1 protein-coding gene is annotated in these 433 nt (G+C 56.4%); it reads left to right on the forward strand.

All coding sequences use genetic code 11. The features are described 5' to 3' along the window. Positions 1–147: 147 nt before the first annotated feature. Positions 148–342, forward strand: coding sequence for an oxidoreductase-like domain-containing protein (locus Q4563_RS16310; RefSeq protein ID WP_303432865.1), 195 nt, complete (start codon positions 148–150; stop codon positions 340–342). Positions 343–433 lie beyond the last annotated feature (91 nt).

The following is a 433-nucleotide window of genomic DNA, read 5'->3' on the forward strand; positions in this document are numbered from 1 at the left end:
GATTACGCCCCACCGGCTGATGAGTATTTTTGAAGGCATGCTGGATGCCGGAGAGTATCGGCTGGAAGGGTAGCCAACGGCTCAGGAGCTGCACTGCGATTACGCTAATGGGCTGATATACTGGCGTTATTTACACCGGAGGCCGTGATGGCAGAGCAGATTCCAGACGACAAGCCATTACCACCAGGGGATTACGAGTGCTGTGAAAGTGGCTGTGATCGCTGTGTGTGGGATATTTATCGTGAGGACGTGGCAGAGTGGGAGGCGGCACAAAAAGCCAAGCGCGCCCAGGCAGAATCAGCACCAGCTCCAACCCCCAACGACACTCACAACGGTCAGTAAGTGTATCTGGCTGGTCACTGGTCAGGCTGCTGCTGTCCTCTACTGGTTGTTACGGGCTGGCTGCACCTGTGCCGAACCTTCTCCTCTCGGG

This window comes from Gilvimarinus sp. 1_MG-2023 (assembly GCF_030548285.1).

Excerpts from the sequence above, each read along its gene's own strand:
- Q4563_RS16310 (WP_303432865.1), top strand. The coding sequence starts at position 148 with ATGGCAGAGCAGATTCCAGACGACAAGCCATTACCACCAGGGGATTAC.